Source organism: Hydrogenophaga palleronii (assembly GCF_031457455.1).
GTDB classification, from domain to species: Bacteria; Pseudomonadota; Gammaproteobacteria; order Burkholderiales; family Burkholderiaceae_C; genus Hydrogenophaga; species Hydrogenophaga palleronii_A.
Map to the genome: position 1 here is coordinate 177,618 of NZ_JAVDWU010000008.1, position 19,154 is coordinate 196,771.

General features: G+C 64.9%; 20 protein-coding genes. 11 read left to right on the forward strand and 9 right to left on the reverse strand.

The window, feature by feature from the left end; genetic code table 11:
- Positions 1-105 precede the first annotated feature (105 nt).
- Both J2W49_RS18370 and J2W49_RS18375 read left to right on the forward strand, forming a co-directional pair.
- Positions 106-711: a hypothetical protein gene (locus J2W49_RS18370; protein WP_310319634.1), complete on the forward strand. Its 606-nt coding sequence runs from the start codon at positions 106-108 to the stop codon at positions 709-711.
- The gene (locus J2W49_RS18375) at positions 712-2,595 is read left to right on the forward strand and encodes a hypothetical protein (protein WP_310319635.1); all 1,884 of its coding nucleotides are present in this window, start codon (positions 712-714) and stop codon (positions 2,593-2,595) included.
- 235 nt (positions 2,596-2,830) lie between these two features.
- Here the strand turns inward: J2W49_RS18375 and corA are convergent, their stop codons facing one another.
- From corA to J2W49_RS18395, 4 genes are all read right to left on the reverse strand, one after another.
- Positions 2,831-3,817, reverse strand: coding sequence for a magnesium/cobalt transporter CorA (corA, locus tag J2W49_RS18380; protein ID WP_310319638.1), 987 nt, complete (start codon positions 3,815-3,817; stop codon positions 2,831-2,833).
- 219 nt (positions 3,818-4,036) lie between these two features.
- Positions 4,037-5,302 (reverse strand): patatin-like phospholipase family protein, encoded by a 1,266-nt coding sequence (locus J2W49_RS18385; protein ID WP_310319641.1) that lies wholly within the window; start codon positions 5,300-5,302, stop codon positions 4,037-4,039.
- Positions 5,303-5,419: 117 nt separating this feature from the next.
- A complete protein-coding gene (locus J2W49_RS18390; RefSeq protein ID WP_310319644.1) occupies positions 5,420-6,067 on the reverse strand; it encodes a 3-oxoacid CoA-transferase subunit B in 648 nt (215 codons plus the stop codon).
- 76 nt (positions 6,068-6,143) lie between these two features.
- Entirely contained in the window at positions 6,144-6,860 is a 717-nt protein-coding gene (locus J2W49_RS18395; protein ID WP_310319647.1) for a 3-oxoacid CoA-transferase subunit A, read from the reverse strand.
- A gap of 375 nt (positions 6,861-7,235) precedes the next feature.
- On the opposite strand from J2W49_RS18395, the gene J2W49_RS18400 reads away from it, so the two are divergent.
- From J2W49_RS18400 to J2W49_RS18415, 4 genes are read left to right on the forward strand one after another with little or no spacing between them, the layout of a single operon-like run.
- Positions 7,236-8,216, forward strand: coding sequence for an NAD(P)-dependent oxidoreductase (locus J2W49_RS18400; RefSeq protein ID WP_310319654.1), 981 nt, complete (start codon positions 7,236-7,238; stop codon positions 8,214-8,216).
- Between the two features lie 10 nt (positions 8,217-8,226).
- Entirely contained in the window at positions 8,227-9,591 is a 1,365-nt protein-coding gene (locus tag J2W49_RS18405; protein WP_310319657.1) for an amidohydrolase family protein, read from the forward strand.
- Complete coding sequence (locus J2W49_RS18410; protein ID WP_310319660.1) at positions 9,588-10,445, forward strand: NAD(P)-dependent oxidoreductase; 858 nt, start codon at positions 9,588-9,590, stop codon at positions 10,443-10,445. Before J2W49_RS18405 ends, J2W49_RS18410 begins: the two co-directional genes overlap by 4 nt.
- 41 nt (positions 10,446-10,486) lie before the next feature.
- A complete protein-coding gene (locus tag J2W49_RS18415) occupies positions 10,487-11,569 on the forward strand; it encodes a maleylacetate reductase (protein ID WP_310319663.1) in 1,083 nt (360 codons plus the stop codon).
- A gap of 132 nt (positions 11,570-11,701) precedes the next feature.
- On the opposite strand, the gene J2W49_RS18420 is transcribed toward J2W49_RS18415, so the two are convergent.
- Both J2W49_RS18420 and J2W49_RS18425 read right to left on the reverse strand, forming a co-directional pair.
- On the reverse strand, positions 11,702-12,628 hold the full coding sequence (locus J2W49_RS18420; protein ID WP_310319666.1) for a bifunctional helix-turn-helix transcriptional regulator/GNAT family N-acetyltransferase: 927 nt from the start codon (positions 12,626-12,628) through the stop codon (positions 11,702-11,704).
- A 75-nt stretch (positions 12,629-12,703) separates the two neighbouring features.
- On the reverse strand, positions 12,704-13,312 hold the full coding sequence (locus J2W49_RS18425; protein ID WP_310319668.1) for a Crp/Fnr family transcriptional regulator: 609 nt from the start codon (positions 13,310-13,312) through the stop codon (positions 12,704-12,706).
- Positions 13,313-13,391: 79 nt separating this feature from the next.
- Between J2W49_RS18425 and J2W49_RS18430 the strand changes: the two genes are divergently transcribed.
- Both J2W49_RS18430 and J2W49_RS18435 read left to right on the forward strand, forming a co-directional pair.
- On the forward strand, positions 13,392-13,838 hold the full coding sequence (locus J2W49_RS18430; protein WP_310319670.1) for a methyltransferase family protein: 447 nt from the start codon (positions 13,392-13,394) through the stop codon (positions 13,836-13,838).
- An 86-nt stretch (positions 13,839-13,924) separates the two neighbouring features.
- Positions 13,925-15,226, forward strand: a complete 1,302-nt coding sequence (locus J2W49_RS18435; protein WP_310319673.1) for an NAD(P)/FAD-dependent oxidoreductase — start codon at positions 13,925-13,927, stop codon at positions 15,224-15,226.
- A gap of 159 nt (positions 15,227-15,385) precedes the next feature.
- Here J2W49_RS18435 and J2W49_RS18440 read toward each other — a convergent pair whose 3' ends face one another.
- Positions 15,386-15,862 (reverse strand): SRPBCC family protein, encoded by a 477-nt coding sequence (locus J2W49_RS18440; protein ID WP_310319677.1) that lies wholly within the window; start codon positions 15,860-15,862, stop codon positions 15,386-15,388.
- Between the two features lie 30 nt (positions 15,863-15,892).
- Positions 15,893-16,849 carry a LysR family transcriptional regulator gene (locus tag J2W49_RS18445; protein WP_310319680.1) on the reverse strand — a complete coding sequence of 319 codons (957 nt, stop codon included), beginning with the start codon at positions 16,847-16,849 and terminating at the stop codon, positions 15,893-15,895.
- 126 nt (positions 16,850-16,975) lie between these two features.
- Here J2W49_RS18445 and J2W49_RS18450 point away from each other — a divergent pair, with 126 nt between their 5' ends.
- From J2W49_RS18450 to J2W49_RS18460, 3 genes are read left to right on the forward strand one after another with little or no spacing between them, the layout of a single operon-like run.
- The gene (locus tag J2W49_RS18450; RefSeq protein WP_310319683.1) at positions 16,976-17,530 is read left to right on the forward strand and encodes a flavodoxin family protein; all 555 of its coding nucleotides are present in this window, start codon (positions 16,976-16,978) and stop codon (positions 17,528-17,530) included.
- A gap of 12 nt (positions 17,531-17,542) precedes the next feature.
- A complete protein-coding gene (locus tag J2W49_RS18455) occupies positions 17,543-17,749 on the forward strand; it encodes a tautomerase family protein (RefSeq protein ID WP_310319688.1) in 207 nt (68 codons plus the stop codon).
- A complete protein-coding gene (locus J2W49_RS18460) occupies positions 17,746-18,138 on the forward strand; it encodes a nuclear transport factor 2 family protein (protein WP_310319691.1) in 393 nt (130 codons plus the stop codon). The genes J2W49_RS18455 and J2W49_RS18460 overlap by 4 nt, the downstream gene beginning before the upstream one ends.
- 12 nt (positions 18,139-18,150) lie before the next feature.
- Here J2W49_RS18460 and J2W49_RS18465 read toward each other — a convergent pair whose 3' ends face one another.
- Complete coding sequence (locus tag J2W49_RS18465; protein ID WP_310319694.1) at positions 18,151-19,080, reverse strand: LysR family transcriptional regulator; 930 nt, start codon at positions 19,078-19,080, stop codon at positions 18,151-18,153.
- Positions 19,081-19,154: the final 74 nt, after the last annotated feature.

A 19,154-nucleotide genomic window follows, 5' to 3' on the forward strand; every position in this document is an offset into this window, starting at 1 on the left:
GGAGGAAGCGACGCTTCGCATGATCTGACAGGGTGGTCTGAGCTGTCCGATTGACTTGTGCGAATATCGCGGCTTTGCAATCGAAAGTATTCAGGGAGGTGGACCTTGAACGTCCAGAAAAATGCCCAAGCAAAGGCGGCACCAGAGCCCAAGGAGCCGGTGTTCAAGACGCCCTATGAGAAGGCGTTTGGCGCCTACATCGCCCTGACAGGGTTGATCGTTTTTTTTATACCGGTCGACATTCTCAAAGCCTACCCATGGGCGGTGGAATTCACGGATTTCATGGCCGGCTGGGTGCCGCAGATCGACCTAGTCACAAGCCTAGGTATTCGCCCTGAGTTCAATCGCTTCTACTACTCGGTCCTGTGGGCAATGAGCCCCGTCCTGTTTGTTGTGTGCTGCTTGATGGGCTGGGAAGGACGACAGCGGACTTACCCTTTTTGGAGCTTGCCTTTGCACAAGGCAGTGTGTCTGGCATTGGTGCTCGGTGCCATCATTTTTGCCACAGCCAATATGGGTTGGATGACCAATACTCGCAATGGTGTCTTGCGCTTTATCTTGGGTAATCGCTTGGGCATGGGCTACCTTGGGAATATGGCTTATGTCGTGGGCCCTGTCATGTTTACCGCTGGGCTTTTTAACTTAATTTTGGGCTGGCTGAGCGGTGCGATCCCGCGCCACATCCGGCAGCAGGCAAAGAGTGAGCGTTGAATGAGCAGTTCAACACAAGTCCGTACAGGTGCAATCTACGTTTTTGAGAACGGCGGCGTGGCGCCCGTGGCTGCGCCCGGTTCTTTCGAAACCAATGCGATCGTCTGGACCACGGCTGCTCCCCGCGCACGGGCGAGCACGCACAGCTACTTGTCTAATGCGGTGTCGACGCTGCTGCCCGGCGCAGAAGAAATCGGTCAACAATCTGGCATGCCTGCTGGCAGGCACATTGCCTACGGAGCCAAGGCGCTGGGTGCCTTGGACAGCGTTTACGCCGTTGGGCAGCATGCTGTTCAGGGCAATGGCGCAGAAGCTGCCACTGCAAGTGCCAAAGTCGGTGGTGGTCTGGCTGGTGCCTATGCCGGCGCCAAGGCCTTGGCGCCGGCAGGTGCGTTGGTGCTTGGCGTCCCAGGTGCAAAAGCTGGTGCTGCGGTGGGAGCAGTTTTCGGTGCCCTAGCCGGAGGCAGCGCTGCCGAAGCACTTGGAGAGAAACTCACCGGCGGCCCCACCCCAGACAAGCTCGGCCCACCCCTCACACTGCCCAACCACCTCAAACTCGATCCCACCATCGTCACAGCCGAAGGCGACCGTTACGCCCTGGTCAATGTGGAGGGCAAATACAGCTGGTTCGGCATGCACGACAACCCGGCCCTGCCCAGCCGATACATTGAAGTGGTCAAAGGCGCCAAGGTGGCCGAGTTGACCCGGAGCTACCTGGACGCGGCCGGCTTTCCCGAACAGGCCGAGCGCCACAACGCCGAACTGGCCGAGCAACATCGCTCCGCCCTGCGCGACCAGTTTCGCCGCAGCGAAACCCAATACACCAACAGCCTCGGCCCGGACGGCCAGCCCTGGGGCACGCCCACCCGGGTGGCACCCAACGCCACCACCGAATGGACCCACTCACCCCAGCCGGGGCAGTGGCTGCACACCACCCGCGTCCACAGCGGCGGTGACACCGAAACCCGCATCACCAAGTCAGTCGACCCCGCCCGCTGGCAGGTGGTGAGTGAACAGGTCCATGAACGCGCCCACGGCGTCGAGCGCCTGGTGGGCACCACCGAAACCATGAGCGGCCAGGGCTGGAAGCTTGATCGCAGCAGCGGGCAGATGCAGCCGTTCAAGCTCGACGAAGAAGAAGCCGCTCAGGCCCGGATGGCACCGGCGGCGCAGAACCACCGGGCATTGAACAACGAGCAGTTGCAGCAGTGCCACCGCCAGGAAGCCGAGCAGATGGTGCAAAGCATGCACAGCGTGTATGCGCTGGCCACGGGCCAGGCGAGCAGACCCGGCAGCCATGCCAGCATCGACGAAGCTCACGCCGACCCTCAGCAAAGGGAGCAGGCCATAGAAGCAGGCATGGGGACGTTCCGCAGAGCCACCGCCGAACTGCTCGGAGCGCGCGAGGTGATGCGCGAGCGCGGAATGGAGCTGCCAGAGGTGAGCGATGTGCCCGATCTGTCGCGCCACCGGAATCCGACACAAGAGCAGACGTCAATCAGACAAGCGCCGGCACTCACCGAGCAACAGCAGCGCCACCATCGGATGGCACAGACCCAACTCGGCCCGCTGTTGCGCGAACACGGTCACAGCCACGAGCAGATCGAGCGGGTGAGTGCGGCGGCGGTGAGCCATGCACAGCAGTTCGCACACCGGGGGCCGGTGCACAGCTTCCTGCTGAGCCGGGACGGCGCCAGCGTGGCGGTGCTGCAGGAGAGCGCGCCGATGAGCGAGTTCAGCGTGCAGGCCGCGCAACACCAGAGCCCGCAGCAGCACATGGAGCGGGCTCATGCGTTGGCGCAGCAGCAAGAGCAAGGTCGGGCAGACAGTCGCCGGGAACAAGGCTTGGCCCAGCATGAGCCATCTCAACGATCAATGGCTTGAATAAGGTAGCTGCACTCACGTGCGCAACGTCACCCCGGTTACGCACAGCCTCTCAGGCGCGACGTGCCTTGTTCCAGGATACCGTCGGGCCGGCTTTGCAAGACGATGGGTACGCCTTTCAGGCAGCAGTCTCGCCGGAGCGGGAAGGCTCATCCAGGGGCATCGTGGAACCGGCTTTGCCGGGCCGCTGATGCCGCCCCCTTGAGGGGGGCGCGCGCAGCGCGGCGGGGGTGGTCTAACGGAGCCAGCCCCGCTTGCGGAAATACACCATAGGCACCAACGCCGACAACACCATCAGTGCGATCGCGAACGGGTAGCCGAACGACCACTCCAGCTCTGGCATGAAGCGGAAGTTCATGCCGTAGCTGCTCGCCACCAGTGTGGGCGGCAGCAGGGACACGCTGGCCACCGAGAAGATCTTGATGATCTTGTTCTGGTTGATGTTGATGAATCCCACGGTGGCGTCCATCAGGAAGTTGATCTTGTCGAACAGGAAGGCGGTGTGGCTGTCCAGCGAGTCCAGGTCGCGCAGGATCTGGCGCGCATCTTCGAATTGCTCCGCATTGAGCAGGCGGCTGCGCATCATGAAGCTGACCGCGCGGCGCGTGTCCATCACGTTGCGGCGAATGCGACCCGACATGTCCTCGTGCCGCGCAATCGCCGACAAGGCTTCACTCAGCAGGTTGTCCGAAGCATTGCTGTTGAGCACCTTGCCGCTGACGATTTCGATCTCGTCGTAGATGTCCTCCAACGTGTCGGCGCAGTACTCTGCATCGGCGTCGAACAGCATCAGCAGCACGTCCTTGGCGTCCTCGATCAGGCCGGGCATGCGCCGGGCGCGCATGCGCAGCAGGCGGAACACGGGCACGTCTTCGTCGTGGATCGAGAACAGCACGCCCTTGCTTTTGAGTTTGTCGTTGTGCTCATTGAGAATGAACGCCACGCGGACCGAGCGCGGCGTCTCGTCGGCGGTGATCAGAAAGTCGCTGCGCACATGCAGCTCGCCGTTGTCCTCTTCAAAGAAGCGGGCCGATTCTTCGATGTCCTCGTCCATCGCGTCTTCCGGGATCGACAGGCCGAAATGCTGCTTGACCCAGCGACGCTCTTCGGGGGTGGGGTCTTCCAGGTCGACCCAGATGGGTTTGAAGCGGGCCAGCTCTTCGAGCGACTCGATTTCTTCCTGGAAGAGGCGGCCATTGGCCAGCGTGAAGACGTTGAGCATGCGTGCGCTCCCGGCGGGTGTTCGGATTCTGTGATGGGGCGGGCCTGGTTGCCGCGCCCCGACGGGCTTGGGGGTGGCGCTTTCAGCCGACCGTTGGCCTGATCACAGCCGCCGCAGGCAGGGCGAAGGCTCAGGCGAAACCGGTGGGGACTGAAAGCACACAACTGGGGGGTGTGCTGTCCATGATGGGTTTCAGAAGAAGTATGGGCGGCAATTATGTCACTGCTCGACCGACGCACCTGCGGAGGTGGGTCCAAAGAACTCCAGCACCTCATCCTTGCGCCGCCAGGCGTCGCCCTCGCCCAGCGAGATCAGGGCATTGACGAAGTCGGGCTCGAACAGCAGGTAGCTGGCCAGCGAGGCCGCGCTGCCTGCCGAGCCTCGCGCCGTGTCGAGCGCACCCAGGCCGGCGAGGGTGTCGCGGGTGGAAGAGGGCAGCGACCCGATGTGTTTGCGGGCGAGCTCGTCGAGTGAGAAAGTGGGCTGTATGGCGAGCACGCGCACCGGGCGGTAGGGCAGGGCGGCGGCCAGCGCGGGCGGCAGGCGGCTGATGGTCTGGCTCACGCGCTGCACCTGTTCCACGTCGGCCTGCAGCGTGTCGTGAAACACGCTGGCCATGGCGTGGCCGGCGATGGTGCCGGCCGTGGGCTCGTCGCTGACTGGCGCGCTCATGCCTGAGCGCTGCGGCTGGCCCACGCCCACCACCAGCAAGCGCCGGGCACCGAACTGGATCGCGGGCGACAGTGGTGAGAGCTGGCGCATGGAGCCATCGCCGAAGTGTTCCTTGTGCCCGTCCACCCACAGGGGCACTGCGGGGAACAGGAAGGGAATGGCGCTCGAAGCCATCAGGTGTTCGATGGTGATGGGCTGGAATTCGGCTCGGCGGCCTGGCCGGTGCCAGGGCGCCACAGGGTGACCGGGGCGGGTCTGGCAGAAGGTCCAGTGTTCACCGGTGGTGTAGCTGGACGCCGTCACACCCAGGGCGTCGATGTGGCCCAGCTCCAGCGCCTTTTCCAGGGCGGCCAGGTCGATGGCACGGTGCAGGGTGTCGACCAGAGGCAGGGTGTCGAGCAGGGCGCGGTGCCGACGAACCTGGCGTGCGAGCGTCCACCCGGCCACCACGCGGTTGGCGCGCACCCAGCGCGGGGCGTCGAGCGCGTACACCTGCGACGAACGAAGCCCGCTCCAGAAGGCCGCTAGCATGGGCAACGCCTCCAGGCCATGCCAGGACCGGCTGGCCAGAAACGCGGCGTTGAGCGCGCCGGCCGAGGTGCCGAACAGCCATTGAAAAGGGAAATCGGGCGTGGCGTCGGGCAAGGTGACCGGGGTTTTGGCCGCCAGCATGGCAGCCACCGCCTTGAGCACGCCTGCCTGGTAGGCCGTGCGTGCGCCACCGCCCATGAGCACCAGCGCGCACGCACCGGGCCGCACCGGGATGGGGGGCGGCGTGAGCAGGTTGCGCGAGATCAGGGTGTCGAGCGACAAGGTTCGAAAAGCCTGGCCATGGCAGGCGCGGCGAGTGATCGGGGGATGCCGAAATCATGACACAGGGGCACACCTGAGCCTTGTGGTGTTTGCCCAGGTGTTTCCGCAGAGCGACAGCTATTTCACCCGTGCAATGGGCAGGCCGACGAGGCGCTCCAGTTCGGCGTGTGCCAGCCCGTCCACCGCGTCGATCAGGCGCAGGCCTTGCGGTGTGCATTCAAGCGTGGCCAGGTCGCTGTAGATGCGCTTGACGCAGCCGATGCCGGTGAGGGGGTAGGTGCACTGTGGCACCACCTTGCTCGCGCCCTGTTTGGTCAGCAGGTCCATCATCACCCAGGTCTGCTTGGCGCCAATGGCCAGGTCCATGGCGCCGCCCACGGCCGGGATGCTGCCAGGCTCGCCCGTGCTCCAGTTGGCCAGATCGCCGGTGGCCGACACCTGGAAGGCACCCAGCACGCAGATGTCCAGGTGGCCGCCGCGCATCATGCCGAAGCTGTCGGCATGGTGGAAATACGCCCCACCGGGCAGCAGCGTCACGGGTTGTTTGCCGGCGTTGATGAGGTCGTAGTCCTCAAGCCCTGCCGCAGGCGCCGGTCCCATGCCCAGGATGCCGTTCTCGCTGTGCAGGATCACCTCGCGCCCTGCCGGGATGTGGTTGGCCACCAACGTCGGCTGGCCGATGCCGAGGTTCACGTAGGCGCCGTCGAAGATGTCTTGCGCCACGCGTTTCGCGAGTTCGTCCTTGGTTCTGCGTGTGTAGCTCATACCGGTGCCCCCGCTTCGAGTCGCGTGTCTTTCCCCCTCTCCCGCATGCGGGAGAGGGTTGGGGTGAGGGTGCATTTCATGAGATCTCCCTGAAGCCGCCCGCTTGCGTCGCGGTTCTCGGTACCTGAACCACCGCACTCACATGAATCCCCGGCGTGACGATGCTCTCCGGGTCCAGCGCACCCAGCTCGGCAACCTCGAACACGCTCGCCACCGTGCGCTTGGCGGCCGTCGCCATCACCGGGCCGAAGTTGCGCGCGGCCTTGCGGTAGGTGAGGTTGCCCCAGCGGTCGCCCCGCTTGGCCTTGATGAGCGCCACGTCGCCGAAGATGGGGTACTCCAGCACGTAGGGCCGACCGTTGATGACGCGGGTTTCCTTGTCCGTGCCGTCGGGGTTCCTGGCCAGGTCGGTACCGTAGCCGGTGGGCGTGAAGAAGGCACCAATGCCGGCGCCGGCCGCGCGCAGCCGCTCGGCCAGGTTGCCTTGCGGCACCAGTTCCAGCTCCAGTTGGCCGCTGCGGTACAGGCCGTCGAACACATGGCTGTCGGACTGGCGCGGGAAGCTGCAGATCACCTTGCGCACGCGCCCGGTCTTCAGCAGCGCGGCCAGGCCATGGTCGCCGTTGCCGGCGTTGTTGTTCACCACGGTGAGCTCGCGCGCGCCCTGTTCGATCAGGCCGTCGATGAGTTCGTTGGGGATGCCGGCGGTACCGAAGCCGCCGATGAGCACGGTGGCGCCGTCGGCAATGCCGGTCAGCGCGTCGGCCACGGACGCGCTCAGCTTGTTGATCAAAACGGTCTCCTCTAGGGCCTGTTCACACTATTTTTCCAAGTGCGAACGGGTTGAAAACAGCGCCAATCTAGGCGCGCGACGACGGCCAGACTGGATGTCTGGCCTAGGAGTGCAACAACGGGTGGCGCTGTTTTCAACCCATTCCCTTCGGGTTGCGGCCAAAAAGGCCATGCGCCGCGTTGCGAAGCCTTGCCGGGGGGCGACCCCGGCTGCGTTTCGCGCCTTGCGCATGGCCTTTTTGATCCGCAACGCATCTTGGAAAAGTAGTGTGAACAGGCCCTAGATGGGTGGCGCAGGCCTTGGGGGAATTATGTCGGCGCCTTCCGATGACCGTGGAGCGCTGCCGAAAAACTGATTTTCAGTCCATCCGTTGCGATGCTGCGTCGCTGCTCGGACACTCTGGCCAAAACCAACCATCAACTGGAGACAAGCGTGAGCAAACGAATTGGATGGATCGGCCTGGGCCGCATGGGAGAAGCCATGGTGAAACAACTGACCCAGGCGGGCCACAAGGTGGAGGTGTGGAACCGCACCCGCAGCAAGGCCGAACCGCTGGCCCAATACGGCGCGGTGCTGGTCAATACCAAGCAGGACCTCGCGGGTTGCGACGCGGTGTTCACCATGGTATCCACCACCGACGACCTGAAGGAGGTGCTGTTCGGCGAAGGCGGCCTCATGACCGGCACCACCAAACCCAAGACGCTGATCGACAGCTCGTCGATCTCCCAGGAAGGCTCGGCCGAGATCCGAGAAAAGCTCGAAGCCATGGGCGTGGCTTACCTGTGCGCGCCGGTGTCCGGCAACGCCAAGGTGGCCAAGGCTGGCAAACTGCTGCTGGTGGCCTCCGGCCCCAAGGCCTTGTATGAAGAGAACCAGCCTTACCTGGCCGCGATTTCGCGCAAGGCCATGTGGGTGGGCGAGGGCGAACTGGCGCGGGTGTGGAAGATCGCGCACAACACCATGTTCGGCGTGATCATCCAGAGCCTGTGCGAGATCACCGTGCTGGCCGAGAAGGCCGGCATTCCGCGCCACGTGTTCCTGGAAAGCATCAACGACTCGGTGCTGGGCAGCATGTACACCCGCTACAAGACGCCTGTGCTCACCAAGCTCAATTTCGATCAGGTCACCTTCACGCCCAAGCTGCTCCTGAAAGACATGGACCTGGGCCTGGGTGCCGCCAAGGCACACGGCGTGGCCATGCCTTCTGCTGCGGCCACGCGCGAGAGCATTGCGCGCATGGTGGGCCGGGGCTATGAGGACATCGACTTTGCGGTGCTTTTGAAAGAAACCGCTGCCGACGCGGGTCTGATGCTCAAGCCCGAAGATGTGGACGTGAGCGACGGCTTGAGCAACTGAAAGCAACGTCATGGCACAGCGCACACTGATTCGCGGCGCCACGGTCATCACCATGGACGCGCAGGGCGACCTGCCGAAGGCCGATATTCTGGTGACCGGCGACACCCTCACCGCCATCGCGCCGAGTCTGGCGGTGGACGGCGCCAAGGTGGTGGACGCCACCGGCTGCATCGTCATCCCTGGGCTCATCAACGCCCACATGCACACCTGGCAGACCGCGCTGCGCGGTGTGGCCGCCAACTGGACGCTGCTGCAGTACTTCCAGAACATGCACGCCGGCCTGGCCACCGCCTTCACGCCTGACGATCTGCACATCGCCACCCTGGTGGGCGCGCTCAACCAGCTCAACTGCGGCACCACCACCCTGGTGGACTGGTGCCACAACAACCCCACGCCGGCGCACAACGACGCGGCTGTGACCGCGCTGCTGGCGTCCGGCATTCGTGCCGCGTTCTTCCACGGCACACCCAAGCCCGACCCCAAGCCGGGCCAGACACCGTTCTGGGAAGTGCCGCACCCGCGCGCCGAGGTGGAGCGCCTCATGAAGGCCCACCAGGGGAAGCCCTTGCTGAGCGTCCACGCTGCCGTGCTGGGCCCGCACTACAGCACGCTGGACGTGGCCATCCACGACTTCCGCATGGCGCAGGAGCTGGGCATCATCGCCTCGCTGCACCAGGGCGGAGGCCCCGCCCGCACGCCCGATGGCTGGGAACGGCTGGAAGAGTTGGGCCTGCTGGGGTCGAACGTGAACATCGTGCACGGCCATGCGCTGAGCGACGAACAACTGAAGCGCTTCTGCGACCTGGGCATGAGCTTCTCCGCTGCGGCCGAGAGCGAAATGTCGCAAGGTCACGGCCACCCGCTCACTGGGCGCCTGCGCGCGCTGGGTCATGCGCCTTCGTTGGGCGTGGACCTGGAGAGCGTGATGAGCGGCGACATGATCAGCCAGGCCCGCATTGCGCTGGGCATCCAGCGCAGCCTGGACAACGTGGCCTACCGCGCCGAACACGGCAGCATCCCGCCCACCTCCACCGTGACCACACGCGAAGCCCTGAGCTGGATCACAGTGGAAGGCGCGCGCATGCTGGGCATGCGGGACCGCATCGGTAGTCTGGCGCCCGGCAAGCAGGCCGATCTGGTGATGATCCGCGCCGACGAACTCAACATGCAGCCGGTGCACGACCCGGTGAGTGCGGTGGTGTTCCAGGCGAGTCTGGCCAACATCGACAGTGTAATGGTGGCTGGCCAGTGGGCCAAACGCGAGGGACGGCTGCTGGGTGTGCACCTGCCGCCGCTGCTGAACGCGCTGCGCGCATCGGGCGCCAAGATCACCCGCGCGATGGGCCTAGGCGCTTCCACCGGGGTTGCCGCATGAACATCCATTTCATTGGCGTGGGCAAGATGGGCCTGCCCATGGCGCGGCATCTGCTGGCCGCGGGGCATGCGGTGTCGGTGGAAGACCCATCGGCAGATCGGTTGGCGCTGGCGCGCGAAGCAGGTCTCGCTGTGACTGACGGACTGGCTGCCGCCGAGGTGGTCGTGTCGTCCTTGCCGCACGATGCGGCGTTGCTGAACGTGGCCGAGCGCGTGGCCAAAAGCGGCAGCACGGGCAGCGCCTGGATCGACACCAGCACGGTCTCACCCGGCGCCTCTGCCTGCGCTGCCGACAGTGTGCGCGCTGCGGGTGTTCAATACCTGCGCTGTACTGTCTCCGGCAACAACCACATGGCCGAAGCGGCTCAGCTCACGGTCATGGCTTCCGGTCCGAAGGATTTGCACGAACGCCTGTTACCGCTGCTGCGCTGCTGGGGTACCAACCACTTCTGGCTGGGTGATGCTGAACAGGCGCGCCTGATGAAGCTGGTGGTCAACCTCATGATTGCGCAGACCAGTGCCATGCTGGCCGAAGCGCTCACGCTGGGGCTGAAGGGTGGCCTGGCCTGGGAGGACATGTGGCAGGTGATCGGTGCCAGTGCGGTGGCTTCGCCCATCGTCAAGGCCAAGAGCGCACAACTGTCCAGGCACGACTACACGCCTACCTTCACCGTGGGTCAGATGAACAAGGACATTGACCTGATCCTGGGCGAAGGCGCGCGTCTGCAGGTGCCGCTCACGCAGACAGCCGCCACGCGGCAGCTGATGGCAGCGGCGCAGGCGCAGGGCGATGCCGATCTGGATTACGCGGCGATCATCCGTGTCTTGCAGCGAGCGTCCGGCCTGGCCACATAGTGATTTGATCTGTTACCCCACACGGCCTTGAGGAGACCCGCATGAAACCGTTCGTCTACCAAGGCCTGCCCAGCCGCGTGGTGTTCGGCGCCGGCTCACTGGAACAGCTGCCGCAGGCCATTGAGGCCATGGGTGCCCGGCGTGCGCTGGTGCTGTGCACGCCCGAACAGCGCGGCGGTGCCGAGCGTGTGGCCGCACTGCTGGGCGATCGCGCAGCCGGCATCTTCGACCGCGCCGTGATGCACGTGCCCATCGAAACCGCCCGCGAAGCGCGCGAGGTGGCGAACCGGCTGGGGGCGGACTGTGCCGTGGCCATCGGCGGCGGCTCCACCACCGGCCTCGGCAAGGCCATCGCACTTGATTCGGGCTTGCCCATTCTGGCCATTCCCACCACCTACGCCGGTTCGGAAATGACGCCGATCTACGGCATCACCGAAGCCGGCCTGAAGAAGACCGGGCGGGACATGCGCGTGCTGCCCAAGAGCGTGCTGTACGACCCCTTGCTCACGCTGAGCCTGCCCGTGGGTTTGAGCGTGACCAGTGGCATCAACGCCATCGCGCACGCGGCCGAAGGCCTGTATTCGGTGGAAGGCAACCCGGTGATTGACCTCATGGCCGAAGAAGGCATTGGCGCCATCGGCCGCGCGCTGCCGAAGATCGTTGCCAACCCGCAAGACGTGGAAGCCCGCAGCGAAGCACTCTACGGTGCCTGGCTGTGCGGCATCGTGCTGGGTTCGGTGGGCATGGCGCTGCACCACAAGCTCTGCCATACGCTGGGCGGCAGCTTCAACCTGCCGCACGCCGAAACCCACACCATCGTGCTGCCGCACGCACTGGCCTACAACGCTGCGGCCGCACCGAAGGCCATGCAGCGCATCGCCCGCGCCCTGGGTCGCAGCGACGGCCATGCGGCCCAGGCCGTGTTCGACCTGGCCCAGACCAGTGGCGCGCCAGTGGCCCTGCGCAACATCGGTATGAAGGCCGAGGATCTGGACCGCGCCTGCGAGATCGCACTGCAGAACCAGTACCCGAACCCGAGGCCACTTGAAGCCAGGGCGATTCGCCAGTTGCTGGACAACGCGTTCGAGGGGCGGCGACCGAGCGGAGTCCTGTCACCGTCGTGAAGCTGCGAGACTCAGCGGAGGGCATTCGGGAGGGTTCCCGCGCTTGTGCGGGCCCATTCATCTCCCGCGACGGGTCGACGGCGGTGCGGTCGGTGGTGAATCATCCAGTCTTCCTCGCATGCAGGCGCGTCTTCACAAATCCCGCGCCCAGACCTGCCCCACCAGGTCCTTGCCGAAGCTGTGGTGCGGCGCTTCTTCCACCAGTTCGAACCCGGCGGTCTGATAGATGTGCCGGGCAGCGACCAGCACATCGTTGGTCCACAGCACCATGCGGCGGTAGCCCTTGGCGGCGGCGAACTGCAGGCACTCGTCCACCAGCCTTCGGCCCAGGCCCAGGCCGCGGGCCGAAGGCTCCACGTACAGCATGCGCAGCTTGGCGGTCTGCTCGTCCTCGCGCACCACGAACACCGAGCCCACCACCTGGCCCTGACGTTCTGCCACCCAGCAGCGTTCACTGGCTGGATCGAATCGCTGCACAAACTGTCCGGCAATCTCGGCCACCAAGCCCTCGAAGGACCAGTCCCAGCCGTATTCCTCGGTGTAGAGCCGCGCCTGGCGATGCACGATCCAGCCCATGTCGCCAGGCTCCGGGTCGCGCAGGGTGAAGCTGCGATCAAGTGGCTTGTCGCCCAGCAGGCAGCGCATGCGCGCCATGGCGCCCACCAGCTCACGCCGATCGCGTTCAGGCAGCGGCTTGAGCAGGCCGGCGATCTCGGTGGCAGAGGCCTTGTCGAGCGTGGCGAAGACCTTGCGACCGTGGCCGGTCAGCGTGAGCTGCAGGCGTTTGGCATTGTGGGGTGACGGTGTCCGTTCGATGAGCCCGTCGCTTTCCAGCCCGGCCACCAGCCGGCTCAGGTAGCCGGTGTCCACCCGCAACAGCTCCCCCAGTTCGCGCGCGGAGGGCGCTGCATCGGGCGGTGCATGGCCCACCTCGAAGAGCACCCGCGCCTGAGGCAGTGTGAAGCCGGATCCCAGCAGATGTTCGTTGAGCGCCCCCACCAGGCGCGTGTGGAAGCGGTTGAATTCCCGGACGGCGTTGGTTTGGGTTTTGAGGTTCATGCGCGCTTTATATTGCCAAAAGCAACATATATCAAGAGACCAAGAGGCGCTGCCCTGCGCCGTCCGCTTGGCCGCTCAGCTTCGGACGGCGTCGGCCGCCCCGCGCAACAGCCGCGCCTTGATCCGGCTCAGCGCCACGGGCGTCACCCGGATGTAGCTGGCCACGTCGCGCTGGCGCAGCACGTTCACCAGGGCAGGGTGTTCCTGCAGGAAGCGCTGATAGCGCTCAGGCGGTGAAAGCGTCAGCAGTTCCAGCTCGCGCTTTTCCTTGCGCTGGCCGTAGATGCGCATGGCGTTGGCCACGGCACGCTGCCAGGGCAGGTGCCGGTCAGCCAGTTCGCGCAAGACGGCGTAGCGCACCTGATGAACCCAGCTGGGCACCTCGGCGTAGGCCGAAAAGCTGGTGCGGCCCTGGTCTTCCAGCGCGCTCAGGCTGGCGAAGCACACGCCGGCTTCCGCGAAACCTTTGACCCAGGCGTCGCCCTTGGGCGTCTCGTACACCATTTTCACGATGCCTTCGCTCACCGCAAACACGCAGGGCAGGTCTTCGCCGGCCGTGAACAGCGGCTCGCCTCGTGTCAGGCGGCGCTCGGTGGTGGCGGCTTCGAGCTGCGGCCATTCCGGCAGCGCGCAGCCGGCCAGTCGCTGGAACACGTCATGCAGGGTGGGGTGGGTGGGATCCATCGTTAACCCAGGTTATCGATTTTCAAGGCCGAAGGCGCCAGCATGCCCGTTTACCAACTTTGAACACCCCGTCGCCGTCATGAAAAAACTCCTTCTTCCGCCCGTGATCTGGTTCGCCACTGTGCTTCTGATGCTGGCGCTTCACCTTCACCAGCCTGTGGCCGTGTGGCTGCCTCGTCCGTTCAACTGGATCGGCCTGCTGCTGGTGGTGGCGGGCGTGGGCATGGCGCAATGGCATGCGCGGCATTTTCGCCGCATCGGCACCAACATCGACACCTTCGGCGAGCCGGGGGAACTCACCCGCGACGGTCTGTTCCGCCGAACCCGCAACCCCATGTACATGGGCATGCTGATGGCCATGCTGGGCGTGGCGGTGGTACTGGGCACCCTGACCCCGCTGGCCGGCCCGCTGGTGTTTTTCCTGCTGGTGCAGTTCTGGTACGTGCCGTTGGAAGAAAGAGCCATGGCGAAAAAATTCGGCCAGCGCTACGCCGAGTACCGGCAAGCCGTACCGCGCTGGTGGTGAGCAACTGCTGGCAGGCCGGGAGAGGGTGCAAACGCCAGCGCACGGTCATCTACAGTGGGGCCTGACACTCCAAAGGGATGACACACATGCAACAGACTCGAATCGTGATCGTGGGAGGCGGTGCAGGCGGCCTTGAACTGGCCTGCAAGCTGGGACGCAAGCTGGGCCCCGAGCGGGTCACGCTGGTGGATATGAAGCTCTTTCATATCTGGAAACCCTCGCTGCACGAAGTGGCTGCGGGGACGCTGGACATTCATCAAGAGGGTCTGTCATACGAAATGCTGGCCCACGACAATGGTTTCAATTTCTGCCTGGGCGCGATGACCGCCCTGGATCTGCCGGGTAAACGCATCAGCGTGGCCGCTTTCATGGACGAACGCGGAGAAGCGCTGGTGCCTGCCCGCGACGTTCCCTTTGACCAGTTGGTGATTGCCGTGGGCAGCACGGTGAACCACTTCAATGTCCCGGGGGCAGACGAACACACGCTGTCGCTGAACCATCCGGCCGATGCCGAGCGCTTTCGCCGTCGCATGCTCAAACTGCTGACCGCCGCCGAACTGCGCAAGAGCACAGGAGACGAGGGCCGGGTGCGCACGGTGATCGTGGGTGGCGGCGCGACCGGTGTGGAGCTCGCTGCAGAACTGCGCGAGGCCAGCGTGGTGCACTCACGCTATGGATTTCGCCGGCTGGATCCGGAAAACGATTTGCCGATCACCGTGCTCGAAGGGGCGGACCGCATTCTGGCGCCGCTGCCAGAGAAGGTGTCCACCTCGGCGACGCGCCTGCTCAGGGAACGCCATGTGCGCGTGGAGACGAGTTGCAAGGTGGCGCGCATCACGGAGCAACAGGTGGAAGATGCTGAAGGACGGGTGTTTCCTGCCGACCTGGTGGTGTGGGCGGCCGGCACCAAGGCGCTGGAGATTCTGTCCACACTGGGCTTGCCCACGGGTCGATCAGGGCAGTTGGAGGTCACCGACCGTCTGCTGGTCAAGGGACAGACCGACATCTACGCCTTAGGCGATTGCGCTGCCTGCCCCACGCCGGATGGCGGTTGGGTGCCGCCGCGCGCGCAGGCGGCCAGCCAGCAAGCCAGCTACCTTCTGAAGGCCTTGACACGCCGCGCCCAGGGCCAGCCCGCGCCCGACCGTCCTTATGTGTACAAGGACTACGGCTCGCTGGTTTCACTGGGCACACAAACCTCTGTGGGCAACCTCATGGGCAGTCTGTTCCGCTCGACCTGGTTTGTGCATGGCCTGCTGGCGCGCGCCATGTACGCCAGCCTGCACCTGCGCCATCACCAGGCCGTGATGGGCACGCTGCGCACCGCCGTGCTGGCGCTGGCGCGTTTCCTGGTGAAGCGGGCCACGCCCTTAGTGAAGCTGCACTAGATTTGGAAACACCCCCGCGCCGCTTCGCGTCACCCCCTTGAGGGGGCGTTACCAGTGGCCCGGCGGAGCCGGTTCCACGGTATCTCTGGAATGAGGCATTTCGCTCCGGGGCCCGAGTACAAGCGCCAGGTCGTCGTGCCGAATGGGCCGGTCGGGTTTTCAGTCGCCGAATGGGTCGCGTGCCACTTCGGCAACCAGGCGGTCCAGGTTCTGTTCGTTGGCTGAGGCCACGAAGTCGGCGATGGCTGCGTGATGCTCGGTGGTGTCGAAGGTCTGGCACCAGTGCACCCGTGTGCCGCCGGCCTCGGGCGCCAGTTCAAGGGTGAGCACGAAATGGTGGTCGGTGCTCGGGTGGTCGATCACCAGCAGGTGATCCGGCTCGATGCGCGCGAAGCGGTTGTGGTTGGGGTAGTCGGTTCCATCGGGGCCGTGCAGCGTCAACCGCCAGTCACCGCCGGGCCGAAAGTCGAACTCGTGGATGGTGCTGCTGAAGCCCGCCGGTCCCCACCAGCGCGCCACGCGTGCGGCCTGGCTCATGGCGCTGAACACCTGAGCGGGTGTGGCTGCAATCAGCCGTGAGCGCATGTCGGACCGCTGCGCAACGGGTTCCGGGGAAGCTTGCGATGGTGTGGTCATGGCGAGATTCTCCGCGCCATGGTTCACCTGTCAATTCACACGGACCGGGACCGCCTTCTTCAGAGGTTCCTTTCCGCCCCGTTGCAGGCTGGCCGCCAGAAAGTCGGCCAGTGCCCGAACCCGCAACGGCATGTGCCGGCGTCCCGGGTAAATCAGCGAAAACGGCCGCGAGGCACCCGCGAAGGGCTTCAACACCTCCACCAGCGTGCCTTGCTCGATGTCTTTCTCAACGATGAACCGGTAGGTCTGTACCAGGCCGGCGCCTGCGCGCGCGAGCGTGGCGCAGCCGAGGATGTCATCTGAACAGGTGAGGCTGCCCGCCGTCTGTACGTCGCGCTCCTCCCCGTCGAAGCGCAGCCGCCAGGGCACCCGTTGCCCGGTGCGCGGCAGGATGAACTGGATGCATTCGTGGCTCTCCAAGTCGGCAGGCGATGCGGGCGCAGGGCAGCGGGCGAGGTACTGCGGCGTGCCCACCACGGTGAGTTCTGCGTCCATCAGCTTGCGCGCGACCAACCCGGAGTCGGCCTGCTCGCGGGCGCGAATCGCCAGATCAAAGCCATCGGCCGTGAAGTCGATGTTGCGGTTGCTCAGGTGCACTTCCACCTCCACCTTGGGGTGGCGAGCATGGAAGGCGGGCAGCAGCGGCAGCAGCCGGTGATGGCCAAAGGTGGTGGGTGCGCTGATGCGAACCAGGCCTGCAGGCGCGGCCTGGTGCCCGGTGAGTTGCCGCTCCGCCTCTGCCAGCTGTGCGAGCGCCTGCTTGCATTGCGCGTGGTATTCCCGTCCGCCATCGGTCAACCGAACCCGTCGGGTGGAACGGGCGAACAGCCGCACACCGAGCCGTTCTTCCAGCCGGCCAATGGCCCGGCTCACGGCGGCCGGCGTGATGCCCGCCTGCTGGGCCGCGCCGGTGAAGCTCTCCAGCTCGGCCGCCAAGCAGAACAGCTCGATGCTGCCCAACGAAGTTTCACCAAACGCGCGGCTCATTGATTACCTGAAGTCAATCAAGTTGTTCATCTGTGGGAGTTTATCAATCCATGAGGCTTGAATACGATGCCTTCACAGCCCATGGCCGTACGCATTTCCCTTCACTACCTACCGGAAAGGTTTCTTGTGTCTCATTCGATCAGCATTGTTTTTCACAGTGGCTACGGCCACACCCGACGGATCGCGCAGGCCGTCGCAGAAAGCGGCGACGCCCGCCTGCACGAACTCGACGCCGAAGGCGTGCTGGCTGCCCCGGACTGGGAAGCTCTGCAGGCGGCAGACGCCATCGTGCTGGGCTCGCCCACCTACATGGGCAATGTGAGCTGGCAGTTCAAACGCTTCATGGACACCAGTTCCAGCGTATGGATGCATCAGCGATGGAAGAACAAGCTCGCAGCGGGGTTCACCAACTCGGCTGGCATCAATGGCGACAAGCTCGCCACGCTGGGCGCGCTGTTCACCTTCTCGCAACAGCACGGCATGCTGTGGGTCGGGACGGGGATGATGCCGGCCAACGCCAAGGCCTCCACCCGGGATGACGTGAACTACCTGGCGTCGTTCAGCGGCCTCATGGCCGCCACCCCGGCAGATGCGTCACCGGAAGAAGTGGCCGTTGGCGATCTGCAGACCGCGCGTGCCTTTGGCGAACGCATTCGCCAGACCCTGCAGCGCTTCAAGTGAAGGCGTCTTGACATGCCCTATGTGAACATCAAGGTCACCCGCGAGGGTGTGACGCCTGGCCAAAAGGCGGAACTGATCGCCGGTGTCTCGGACCTGTTGCAGCGTGTGCTGAACAAGGACCCTTCGCTCACCCACGTGGTGATCGACGAAGTGAATCTGGAGAACTGGGGTGTGGGCGGGCTGCCGGTGCCGCAGTACCGACAGCGGAGAACCACATGAGCGCAGCGCAAGATTTCGCGTCAGATGCGGTCGCCGTGGCCGCCGCCATGCAGCGCTACTTCGACGGCCTGCACCACAGCGACCCGACCCTGCTCGCCACTGTGTTTCATCCACAGGCTCACTACTTCTGTGCCACGGATGGCAGTCTGCTGCACCTGGACATGGCGCAGTACTTCCCCATCGTGGCGAAGCGGCCGTCGCCCGCCAGCCAGGGCCATCCGCGCACCGACCGCATCGTGTCCATGGCGTTCGCAGGTCCGGTCACCGTGTTCGTGAAGGCCGAATGCGCCATCCCTCCCAAGGCTTTCATCGATTTCCTGACGCTGGTGAAACTCGGAGGCGAGTGGCGCATCGTCAGCAAGGTGTTTCACTACACGCTGCTGCCATGAGCCCCGCGAGGCTCAATACACCGCGAACCGCCCGGTCCACTTGCGCTCGTAGTCCATCTTCTCGAAGTGCCCGGCCATGAAGTCGATGAAGGCGCGCACCTTGGCGCTCAGGTGCTTGCGGCTGGGGTAGGCCAGGTTGATGGTGAGGTGGGGCAGGTCCCAGTCGTCGAGCACGGGCACCAGGCGGCCGGCCACGATGTCGTCGTAGATGATGTAGCTGGGCTGCACCAGGATGCCCATGCCGTCGAGTGCGGCGGCGCGCACGATCTGGCCATCGTTGGTTTCCAGCAGGCCATGCACGCTCACGCTGCGGTGCTCGTCGCCCTTGGTGAAGCGCAGCTCGTTCGGATTGTTCGCGTGCACGTAGATCAGCAGTTTGTGCTTTTGCAGATCATCCAGCGTGCGCGGGAAGCCGTGCCGTGCGAGGTAGCCGGGTGAGGCGGCGAGGATGCGTCGCGTCTCGCCCAGGCGGCGGATGGTGATGTTGCTATCGGGCTCGTACTCGCGTGTGCGGATCGCCACGTCGATGTTGTTGTCGATGATGTCCAGGTAGCGGTTGGCGGCCTCCACATGCACCGTCACATTGGGATAGCGGTCGGTGAACTCGCGCAGCAATGGCGCGATGTGGTGCATGGCGAAACTCAGTGATGAGGTCACACGCAGCACACCGGTGGGGTTGAGCGCGGCGGCGTTGACGGTGGACTCGGCGTCGCGCAGGTCGCTCAGAATGCCTTTGGCGCGTTGGAAAAATTCCTGCCCTGTTTCGGTGAGGTAGAGACGGCGCGTGTTGCGCTCCACCAGGCGCACGCCCAGGCGCTCTTCCAGCGCAGCCAGGTGCCGGCTGGCACTGGCGTTGGAGAGATTCAGGGCTTCGGCGGCGCGGCTCATGCTGCCGGTTTCGGCCACTTGCACAAACAGTTCGATCTCGGTCCAGCGGTCCATCGGTGTCTAGGGCCTGTTCACACTGTTTTTCCATCTTGGAAAAACAGTGTGAACAGGCCCTGGTTGTTTCGCGT

What these genes read in the sequence shown, in the direction of transcription:
- J2W49_RS18440 (WP_310319677.1), bottom strand. Translation starts at nt 15,862, where the DNA reads ATGACCACACCATCGCAAGCTTCCCCGGAACCCGTTGCGCAGCGGTCC.
- J2W49_RS18460 (WP_310319691.1), top strand. Translation starts at nt 17,746, where the DNA reads ATGAGCGCAGCGCAAGATTTCGCGTCAGATGCGGTCGCCGTGGCCGCC.
- J2W49_RS18425 (WP_310319668.1), bottom strand. Translation starts at nt 13,312, where the DNA reads ATGGATCCCACCCACCCCACCCTGCATGACGTGTTCCAGCGACTGGCC.
- corA (WP_310319638.1), bottom strand. Translation starts at nt 3,817, where the DNA reads ATGCTCAACGTCTTCACGCTGGCCAATGGCCGCCTCTTCCAGGAAGAA.
- J2W49_RS18455 (WP_310319688.1), top strand. Translation starts at nt 17,543, where the DNA reads ATGCCCTATGTGAACATCAAGGTCACCCGCGAGGGTGTGACGCCTGGC.
- J2W49_RS18400 (WP_310319654.1), top strand. Translation starts at nt 7,236, where the DNA reads ATGCTGCGTCGCTGCTCGGACACTCTGGCCAAAACCAACCATCAACTG.
- J2W49_RS18445 (WP_310319680.1), bottom strand. Translation starts at nt 16,849, where the DNA reads ATGAGCCGCGCGTTTGGTGAAACTTCGTTGGGCAGCATCGAGCTGTTC.
- J2W49_RS18420 (WP_310319666.1), bottom strand. Translation starts at nt 12,628, where the DNA reads ATGAACCTCAAAACCCAAACCAACGCCGTCCGGGAATTCAACCGCTTC.
- J2W49_RS18390 (WP_310319644.1), bottom strand. Translation starts at nt 6,067, where the DNA reads ATGAGCTACACACGCAGAACCAAGGACGAACTCGCGAAACGCGTGGCG.
- J2W49_RS18435 (WP_310319673.1), top strand. Translation starts at nt 13,925, where the DNA reads ATGCAACAGACTCGAATCGTGATCGTGGGAGGCGGTGCAGGCGGCCTT.
- J2W49_RS18430 (WP_310319670.1), top strand. Translation starts at nt 13,392, where the DNA reads ATGAAAAAACTCCTTCTTCCGCCCGTGATCTGGTTCGCCACTGTGCTT.
- J2W49_RS18375 (WP_310319635.1), top strand. Translation starts at nt 712, where the DNA reads ATGAGCAGTTCAACACAAGTCCGTACAGGTGCAATCTACGTTTTTGAG.
- J2W49_RS18465 (WP_310319694.1), bottom strand. Translation starts at nt 19,080, where the DNA reads ATGGACCGCTGGACCGAGATCGAACTGTTTGTGCAAGTGGCCGAAACC.
- J2W49_RS18415 (WP_310319663.1), top strand. Translation starts at nt 10,487, where the DNA reads ATGAAACCGTTCGTCTACCAAGGCCTGCCCAGCCGCGTGGTGTTCGGC.
- J2W49_RS18405 (WP_310319657.1), top strand. Translation starts at nt 8,227, where the DNA reads ATGGCACAGCGCACACTGATTCGCGGCGCCACGGTCATCACCATGGAC.
- J2W49_RS18410 (WP_310319660.1), top strand. Translation starts at nt 9,588, where the DNA reads ATGAACATCCATTTCATTGGCGTGGGCAAGATGGGCCTGCCCATGGCG.